This window comes from Pseudomonas syringae group sp. J254-4 (assembly GCF_032586855.1).
GTDB classification, from domain to species: domain Bacteria; phylum Pseudomonadota; class Gammaproteobacteria; order Pseudomonadales; family Pseudomonadaceae; genus Aquipseudomonas; species Aquipseudomonas amygdali.
This window is the reverse complement of sequence record NZ_JAWHOO010000022.1, coordinates 99,836-108,195: the sequence shown is the minus strand read 5'-3', so window position 1 is coordinate 108,195 and position 8,360 is coordinate 99,836. Positions and strand designations below refer to the sequence as shown.

The window sequence follows — 8,360 nt, the reverse complement described above, 5'->3', positions numbered from 1 at the left end:
GAGTCCTGTGGAATACAGAATGCAGGCCGCCAAGGCAGCGTAGGTGGATAATTGTCCAACCTTCGGGGGTCATACCACTCCGCGTGGGAATGCCTTTCGCGACGCTCGGCGTCGCAAGAGGACGCGGAGCGTCCGGAACTGCATACCAACGCGGAGCATTGGCACGATAGTGGTGGGGCAGGCGCCTCCATCGTTCCTCACGCTCCGCGTGGGAATGCCTTTCGCGACGCTCGGCGTCGCAAGAGGACGCAGAGCGTCCGGAACTGCATGCCAACGCGGAGCGGTGGCACGATAGTGGCAGAGCGAGCCACACCTGTGGTTCCCGTCAGGCCGCCGCCGCGATCTTGCTGATTTCCCGCTGCCCACTGGAGGAGACCTGCAAGGTGCTGGGCTCGTCGGTGGTACGCAGCCAGCCCATTTGGAAGAATAGCTGCAGCAGCCCCGCCCCCAGCGCGCCGCCAAGGTGCGGGTTGCGATCATTCCATTTCGGGCAGGCACATACCGTTTCACGCTTGCGCTGTGCCAGCGCCGGTATGTAAATACCTCGCTCGGCAAAACTGGCCACGCCCTTGCTCGTGACCTCGACGCGCTTCTCTTGCTGTTCTATCCAGCCCGCTTCCAGAAGGCGCTGATAAAGCTCAGCGGCCATTTCACCGCCCAGATGATCGGAGCAGATTCTTGCACGGCGCAGCGGCAGCGGCGGCATAGGCTGAGCAAACCTGCGGCTGATCTGTTCGGCGCTGGCCAGCGAGGCACAGGCCAGAGCTTCGACAGCGGCCCCCACTTCCGGAGCGGCGAGGCGAAAGAAACGCTTGCGACCCCGCGCCTCCTGTTTCAACAGACCGCCACTGGTCAGACGCGCCAGGTGCGCGCCGGCAGAAGAGGTCGAGAGTCCCGCCAAAATCGCCAACTCATCGGCAGGACGAGCAGTACCATCCATCAGTGCCCAGATCATTGCGCTGCGCTTGGGGTCGGCCAGCAATGTTGCGATCTGGCTGATGCAAGGTCCGTATTCCATGTGTTCACTCCCTGTTGAAACATTCATCTATCGTGATGACTGGGTGAAAGCAATCACGCCTCGGTAGAGTTGAACGTGGTTCTTATATGAAATGACAAGTATAAACTCTATGCCCTTCGGCCCCAGTGGGCGAAAAACGATTCGTACAAACTGTTGTTGTACAACATCTCGAAAAATCGAACGTTTCTTTCTCGCCCCATCGGCAGGAAGATCTTCCTGCCTTAACGGCGCCCCCCCTCTAGCAAAGGGGTTTCAACCATTACTTCAAAAAGACATTGAAAAAACAAGCGTAATACCCATGACAAAAACGCCAAAACCACTCAACAACAGTCAGTTTCAACTTCGCCTGAGAGTTGAAACTTTGCACCGTTGAAACACTTTAAAATATTATATTTTCCGACACTTCCGAAGGCTATTTCCTACCCGGGCGTGGCTATTAAAACAAACCAACGGGTGACGGACCTACAGCCTGTTGCTTACAACGTGACCTGAGCATTTCCAGCAACAGAATGACCGGCTTGCTGAGCTGCGCCCGGTGCGCGCATAACAGGTTCAGCGGTGCTCGCTCGCCGATCAAATCTGGCATCAATACTTTCAGGTGCCCGGCCCGTACATCTGCGGCAACGTCCAGCCAGGATTTGTACGCCACACCTTCGCCCGCTACTGCCCAGCGGCGCACTACATCTGCGTCGTCACTGAACCGGTTGCCGCTGACCGTCAGGCTGATTTCGCGCTTGCCGTCATTCAGCGTCCAGCGGTCATGCACACGGTCCCCGAGCATGAACAACAGGCAGTTATGCTGCGCCAGTTGCTCAACCTGCTGCGGTTCGCCATGACGTTGCAGGTAACTCGGCGCGGCACACAACACCCGCCGGTTGTCAGGCAACACCGGCAATGCGACCAGGCTTGAATCCTCTGGCTCGCCGTAACGCAGCGCCACATCGACCGGCTGGCGGAACAGGTCGGCAATACGATCACCCAACAATAGGCGCACGGTCAGTTGCGGGTGTTGCTGCTGAAATTCGTCGAGCCAGGGCAACAGCACGTTACGTCCCAGATCCGACGGTGCCGAGAGTTGCAACACGCCCTCACAACGGTCCTGGCTGCTGGCCAGCAGTCGCCGCCCCTCTTCCAGACTACCCAGTGCGGCGCGGGCATACTCCAGAAACCCCTCGCCTTCGGCGGTCAGACGCAGGCTGCGGGTCGAACGTGCCAGCAAGCGCGCACCCAATTGCCGTTCAATGCGTTTGAGCGCCGCGCTGGCAACCGCCGCAGACATGTCCATCACCCGCGCCGCAGCAGAAAGACTGCCCAGGTCCGCTGCACGGACGAACAACTGCAAGTCGTCAAAACGCACCATCAATGCCTCGTATTATCAAAATAAAATTGAAAGAGCCTGCCGTTTTAGCGGGTTTTATCTTTACTGGAAATAGCCAATGATCTCTTCATCATTTTTCCTGAAGAGGCCCGTCATGAAAGCAATCGCGTATTACCACTCGCTGCCGATCAGCGAAGCACTGTCATTGCAGGACATCGAACTGCCTGAACCAGTGGCTGGCGCTCGTGATCTGCTGGTCGAGGTCAAGGCAATCTCCGTCAACCCGGTGGACACCAAAATCCGCCAGAACGTCCAGCCCGAGGACGGCGCTCCGAAGGTACTGGGCTGGGATGTGGCAGGCGTCGTGAAAGCGGTGGGTAGCCAGGTCACGCTGTTCAAGCCGGGTGACAAAGTGTTCTATGCCGGCTCCCTGACCCGGCCGGGTGGCAACAGCGAACTGCATGTGGTCGACGAGCGTATTGTCGGGCATATGCCGAAAACCCTGAGCTTTGCCCATGCGGCGGCGTTGCCGTTGACGGCGATCACTGCCTGGGAGCTGTTGTTTGAGCGCCTGCAGATCGCTCAGCAAAAAGGCGAAGGCTCGCACAGCCTGCTGATCGTCGGTGCAGCGGGCGGTGTAGGTTCGATCCTTACCCAGTTGGCACGTCAGCTGACTTCCCTGAAAGTCATCGGCACCGCTTCCCGGCCCGAGACCGAAAGCTGGGTACGCGAACTGGGCGCACACGAGGTGCTGGACCACAGCAAACCGTTGAGCGAAGAACTGAAACGCGTCGGCCTGAATCAGGTGACCCATGTGGCCAGCCTGACCCAGACCGAACAGCATCTGGACCAGTTGGTCGAGGCGCTCAAGCCACAAGGCAAGCTGGCGCTGATCGACGATCCCAAGTCACTGGATGTGTCGAAGCTCAAGCGCAAGAGCCTGTCGCTGCACTGGGAGTTCATGTACACGCGGTCGATGTTTGAAACCGAGGACATGATCGAACAGCACAACCTGCTCAACCGGGTAGCCGAGCTGATCGACGCCGGAACGCTGAAAACCACTTTTGGTGAGCACTTTGGCAGCATCAACGCAGAGAATCTGCGCCGCGCTCATGCTCTGCTGGAAAGTGGCAAGGCCAAGGGCAAGGTCGTACTGGAAGGGTTCTGAACGCGATACGGTTGTGTCAGCGCATAGCGTGACTGACACAACCATTGCGCCGAATCAGACCGGCTTCGCCTGCGCATCCCGCGTGCCTTGCGCACGGCGTGTCAGTACCGAAAGGCCGACCGTCAGCACACCGCACAGGCTGATAACCAGCGCCATGGGTGTGGCCGTGCCGTCATGCAACAAGCCCACCAGGCTGGCGGCGATGGCGGCAACACTGAATTGCAGACAACCCAGCAGCGCCGAGGCACTGCCCGCACGCGCCCACTGGCCGCTCATGGCGCAGGCTGACGCATTGGGGATGATGCACCCAAGGCTTGCCACGCAAATGAACAATGGCACCAGCAGCGGCCAAAGCGCTTCGGTGCGCAGCAAGCTGATCGCCAGCAACACCAGCGCCGCGGTCAGATAGATCCAGACCGTGCGTGACAGCAAAAATGCCGGCCCCGTCTTGCGCAGCAGACGCGCATTGATCTGCGCGACCAGAATGAAACCCGCCGCGTTCATCCCGAACAGCCAGCCATAATGCTCGGCTGGTACGCCGTACAGCTTGATGAACACGAACGGCGACCCGGCGACGTAAGCGAACATTCCGGCCATGGCAATGCCGCCCGTCAGGGCATGGCCGATGAAGACGCGGTCCTGCAGCAGGTTGACGTATTGGCGAAATGCGCCACTCAACGGCTGACGAGGCGTGCTGGCGGGCATGCTTTCCGGCAGCCCCAGTGCAACCGCCGCCAGGCAGGCACCACTGAAAAGCGCCAGGCTGACAAAGATCGATTGCCAGCCAAAGGTGCTGACCAGTACTCCGCCAAGCATGGGTGCCAGAATCGGTGCCAGCCCCATGACCAGCATCAGTTGCGAAAAGACCTTGGCCGACTCGACGGCATTGCACTTGTCACTGACGATTGCCCGCGACAATACCATCCCGGCACAGCCGCCCAACGCCTGAACGAAGCGCGCACCAATCAGCCATTCAAGGCTGGGCGCAAAGGCGCAGGCTATCGAGGCGAGCATGAACAAGGTCACGCCGAACAGCAGCGGAATGCGCCGGCCGAACCGGTCAGCCACCGGACCATAGGCCAGTTGTCCCAGGGAAAGCCCAAGAAAGTAAGCCGCCAGGGTCAACTGAATATGTTTTTCGTCGGTCCCGAAATACGAGGCCATGGCCGGAAAGCCAGGAAGATAGAAGTCGATGGCCAGAGGGCCGAAGGCACTCAATGAGCCAAGGATAAGGATTGTGCGTAGATTCATCGGGTGTCCATTAACGGGTGCAGGGCAACGGGTTAGTCTAACCGGCTTACCTTGCAGAGAACGAAGGACACGGTAATTAATTCAAAATTTTTCAAAGTTTACAGACAGGGAGACCGCTCCGGTCTCCCTGACCCGCGTCATGCAGGCTGCGCCTGATAACCCTCTTCGCTGATCAACCTGACGATCTGCTCGGGTGACAGACTGCTTTGCACCTTCACCTGCTTGCTGGCCAGTTCAACCTGAACATCAGCGCCAGGGTCGTCGTTCTTGATCGCTTGAGTCACCGCGCGAACACAGTGCCCGCAGGTCATGCCTTGAACATTGAATAACTGCATGGTGTCACTCCCTTGTTGATGGATAGCGAGCATCTTCAACCTTGTCATGATGGCAAGGTCAAGTTTCTGTTATCGCTGCCGGGCTGGTATTCAGGCAGATCGTGAGCCAAGCTGACTCATCAACGTTTACATCAGGAGTATCAGCGATGCGCTGGTCAGCAGTGAGCCTCTTCAGCATTCTCGGTTTCTTGGCTATCGCACCCGCCACTCAGGCTGATCAGGATTACGGCATCCTGATCATTTCCCGAGAGCGCCTGGAAGTCGCGACCTCCTGTGAGATCGGCATCTATGTGCAGGACCGTCTGGCCGGGAGACTTTTTCAGGAGGACTCGGTGTCTTTCAACCTGCCTCCCGGTGAAGTGTCGATAAGACTGAGCACCCTGCGTGGCACCGTGGTGGGCTGCGAACCGGGAATGGAAGCGCCGCGCAGTACCAAGATCCAGCTACGCTCGGGCGATATCCTCAAATACCGTATCGCCGCGGACCTGAACGGCATGTACCTCAAGAAAGCCGACCTCAACTATTGATTCGCGCTTGACCTTGCCCATGTGGCAAGGTTGATCCTTGCAGGTATCCAGCCTCAGGGAGTGATTCACATGCAACAAACCACCACCTTCGACCTGCCGATCAGCGGCATGACCTGCGCCAGTTGCGCGGGTCGGGTCGAGCGTGCTCTGGCCAAAGTGCCGGGGGTCAACAGCGTGACGGTCAACCTGGCCAATGAACGCGCCCATGTAGACACCGCAGCCCAGACCGATCCGCAAACCCTGATCGACGCCGTCAGCCGTGCCGGTTACAGCGCGACGCTGGTTGAGGATCGCCACGCCGAAGCTGACCAGAAAGCACGCCACCTGCACAACGAACGATGGGCCCTGCTGTTGGCCATCGCGCTGGCACTGCCGTTGATCGCGCCAATGTTACTAACGCCGCTGGGCGTGCACTGGATGCTGCCCGCCTGGGCGCAATTCGCGCTGGCGACACCGGTGCAATTCGTTCTGGGCGCGCGTTTTTATCTGGCCGCCTGGAAGGCCGTGCGCGCCGGCGCAGGCAATATGGACCTGCTGGTCGCCATCGGCACCAGCGCGGGCTACGGCTTGAGCGTCTATCAATGGCTGAGTGCTGCACCCGGCACAACGCCGCATCTGTATTTCGAAGCATCGGCGGTGGTCATCGCGCTGGTGCTATTGGGTAAATACCTGGAAAGCCGCGCCAAGCGTCAGACGGCCAGCGCCATTCGAGCCCTTGAGGCTCTACGCCCGGAACGCGCGCTGCGCGTGGTCGACGGCATCGAACAGGACGTCGCGATCAGCTCACTGCAGCTTGGCGATGAGGTGCTGGTCAAACCAGGCGAACGGTTTCCGGTGGACGGCGAAGTGGTCGAAGGCCGCAGCCATGCCGACGAAGCGCTGATTACCGGTGAAAGCCTGCCGGTGGCCAAGCAGGCGGGTGACAAGGTCACGGGGGGTGCCATCAACGGCGAAGGCCAGTTGCTGGTGAGAACTACAGCGCTGGGCGCGGAAACCGTTCTGGCGCGCATCATTCGTCTGGTCGAAGACGCCCAGGCGGGCAAGGCCCCGATCCAGAAACTAGTGGATAAAGTCAGCCAGGTGTTTGTACCCACTGTACTGGGGATTGCCTTTTTCACGCTGGCAGGCTGGCTGCTGGCTGGAGCCTCGCTTGAAGTGGCGCTGATCAATGCGGTCGCCGTATTGGTGATTGCCTGCCCCTGCTCTCTGGGCCTTGCGACACCTACAGCGATCATGGCCGGAACCGGCGTGGCGGCGCGCTACGGCATTCTGATCAAGGATGCAGAAGCACTGGAGCGCGCCCACGCTGTGGATGCGGTGGTATTCGACAAGACCGGCACGCTGACCGCGGGCACGCCGCGCATCACCAACATGAGTGCGGTGTCGGGCAATGAAGAACACCTGTTGCAACTGGCGGGCGCACTGCAACGCGGCAGTGAACACCCGTTGGCCAGGGCGGTGCTCGATGTGTGTCATGAATGGCAACTCAAGCTCGATGCAGCCGAAAACAGCCATGCCCTGAGCGGCCGGGGCATAGCGGGCACCGTTCAGGGCCGTGAACTGGCGCTGGGCAATCGACGCCTGCTGGATGAAAGCAGCCTGCCCATCGGCGAACTGGCCGAATCCGCGCGTATCTGGGAAGCCGAAGGGCGAACGCTGTCCTGGCTCATCGAGCAGGCTCCGGAGCCGAAGGTCATCGGCATGTTTGCCTTTGGTGACACACTTAAGCCCGGAACGGATCAGGCGATCAGGGCGTTGAACGCGCGCGGCATTACCAGCCATCTGCTGACCGGCGATAACCGTGGCAGCGCTCAAGTAGTCGCCAAGGCCTTGGGGATACACGATGTACATGCCGAAGTGCTGCCTGCCGACAAGGCAGCCACCGTCACCCAGCTGAAAAACCATCATGTGGTTGCCATGGTCGGTGACGGCATCAACGATGCACCGGCGCTGGCGGCTGCGGATGTGGGTATTGCGATGGGCGGCGGAACGGACGTCGCGATGCATGCAGCGGGCATCACCTTGATGCGCGGCGACCCGCGACTGGTTCCGGCGGCGCTGGACATCAGCCGGCGGACCTACGCAAAGATCCGCCAGAACCTGTTCTGGGCATTTGTCTACAACCTGATTGGCATTCCCCTCGCGGCGCTGGGCTACCTCAACCCGGTACTGGCTGGCGCGGCCATGGCGCTGTCCAGTGTCAGCGTGGTGAGCAATGCGCTGCTGCTGAAAACCTGGAAACCCCGTGATCTGGAGGACACGCCATGAACATCGGTCAGGCGGCGAAAAGCAGTGGCTTGAGTGCGAAGATGATCCGCTACTACGAATCCATCGGGCTGCTGCAAGCGGCACATCGCAGCGACAGTGGCTATCGCCTGTACAGCGCCGACGATTTACACACGCTGGCGTTCATCAAACGCTCGAGAGACCTGGGGTTCTCGCTGGAGGAAGTCGGCAAACTGCTGACCCTCTGGCAAGACCGCCAACGCGCCAGCGCCGACGTCAAGGCGCTGGCCCGTCAGCACATCGTGCAGTTGAATCAGAAGATCGACGAACTGGCGAGCCTGCGCGATACGCTTCAGGAACTGGTAGAACACTGCCACGGCGACGACCGCCCCGACTGCCCGATCCTCAAGGACCTGGCGTCGGGAGGGTGTTGTTGATTGGGGTGCCTGCCGCTCAAGAGCGGACGCAGAGCGTCCAGAACTGCATGCGACGCAGAGCGTCGCACGATAGTTGAGAT

Annotated in this window: 8 protein-coding genes; 4 read left to right on the top strand and 4 right to left on the bottom strand. The window is 59.9% G+C overall.

Translation table 11 applies throughout. The features are described 5' to 3' along the window. Positions 1-325: 325 nt before the first annotated feature. Positions 326-1,018, bottom strand: a complete 693-nt coding sequence (locus RYB09_RS22090) for an ArsR/SmtB family transcription factor (protein WP_011169654.1) — start codon at positions 1,016-1,018, stop codon at positions 326-328. A gap of 436 nt (positions 1,019-1,454) precedes the next feature. After that, the gene (locus tag RYB09_RS22085; protein WP_316890225.1) at positions 1,455-2,378 is read right to left on the bottom strand and encodes a LysR family transcriptional regulator; all 924 of its coding nucleotides are present in this window, start codon (positions 2,376-2,378) and stop codon (positions 1,455-1,457) included. A gap of 112 nt (positions 2,379-2,490) precedes the next feature. Here RYB09_RS22085 and RYB09_RS22080 point away from each other — a divergent pair, with 112 nt between their 5' ends. Next, positions 2,491-3,504 carry a zinc-binding alcohol dehydrogenase family protein gene (locus RYB09_RS22080; RefSeq protein ID WP_058407830.1) on the top strand — a complete coding sequence of 338 codons (1,014 nt, stop codon included), beginning with the start codon at positions 2,491-2,493 and terminating at the stop codon, positions 3,502-3,504. 54 nt (positions 3,505-3,558) lie between these two features. Here the strand turns inward: RYB09_RS22080 and RYB09_RS22075 are convergent, their stop codons facing one another. After that, the gene (locus tag RYB09_RS22075; RefSeq protein WP_005742926.1) at positions 3,559-4,755 is read right to left on the bottom strand and encodes a multidrug effflux MFS transporter; all 1,197 of its coding nucleotides are present in this window, start codon (positions 4,753-4,755) and stop codon (positions 3,559-3,561) included. A gap of 137 nt (positions 4,756-4,892) precedes the next feature. After that, a complete protein-coding gene (locus RYB09_RS22070; protein ID WP_004659353.1) occupies positions 4,893-5,090 on the bottom strand; it encodes a heavy-metal-associated domain-containing protein in 198 nt (65 codons plus the stop codon). A 146-nt stretch (positions 5,091-5,236) separates the two neighbouring features. Between RYB09_RS22070 and RYB09_RS22065 the strand changes: the two genes are divergently transcribed. The 3 genes from RYB09_RS22065 (at position 5,237) to cueR (ending at position 8,280) form a co-directional block, all read left to right on the top strand. Then, positions 5,237-5,617, top strand: coding sequence for a hypothetical protein (locus RYB09_RS22065; protein ID WP_002555530.1), 381 nt, complete (start codon positions 5,237-5,239; stop codon positions 5,615-5,617). A gap of 69 nt (positions 5,618-5,686) precedes the next feature. After that, positions 5,687-7,885, top strand: coding sequence for a heavy metal translocating P-type ATPase (locus tag RYB09_RS22060; protein ID WP_316890221.1), 2,199 nt, complete (start codon positions 5,687-5,689; stop codon positions 7,883-7,885). Then, positions 7,882-8,280 (top strand): Cu(I)-responsive transcriptional regulator, encoded by a 399-nt coding sequence (cueR, locus tag RYB09_RS22055; RefSeq protein ID WP_005742930.1) that lies wholly within the window; start codon positions 7,882-7,884, stop codon positions 8,278-8,280. Before RYB09_RS22060 ends, cueR begins: the two co-directional genes overlap by 4 nt. Positions 8,281-8,360: the final 80 nt, after the last annotated feature.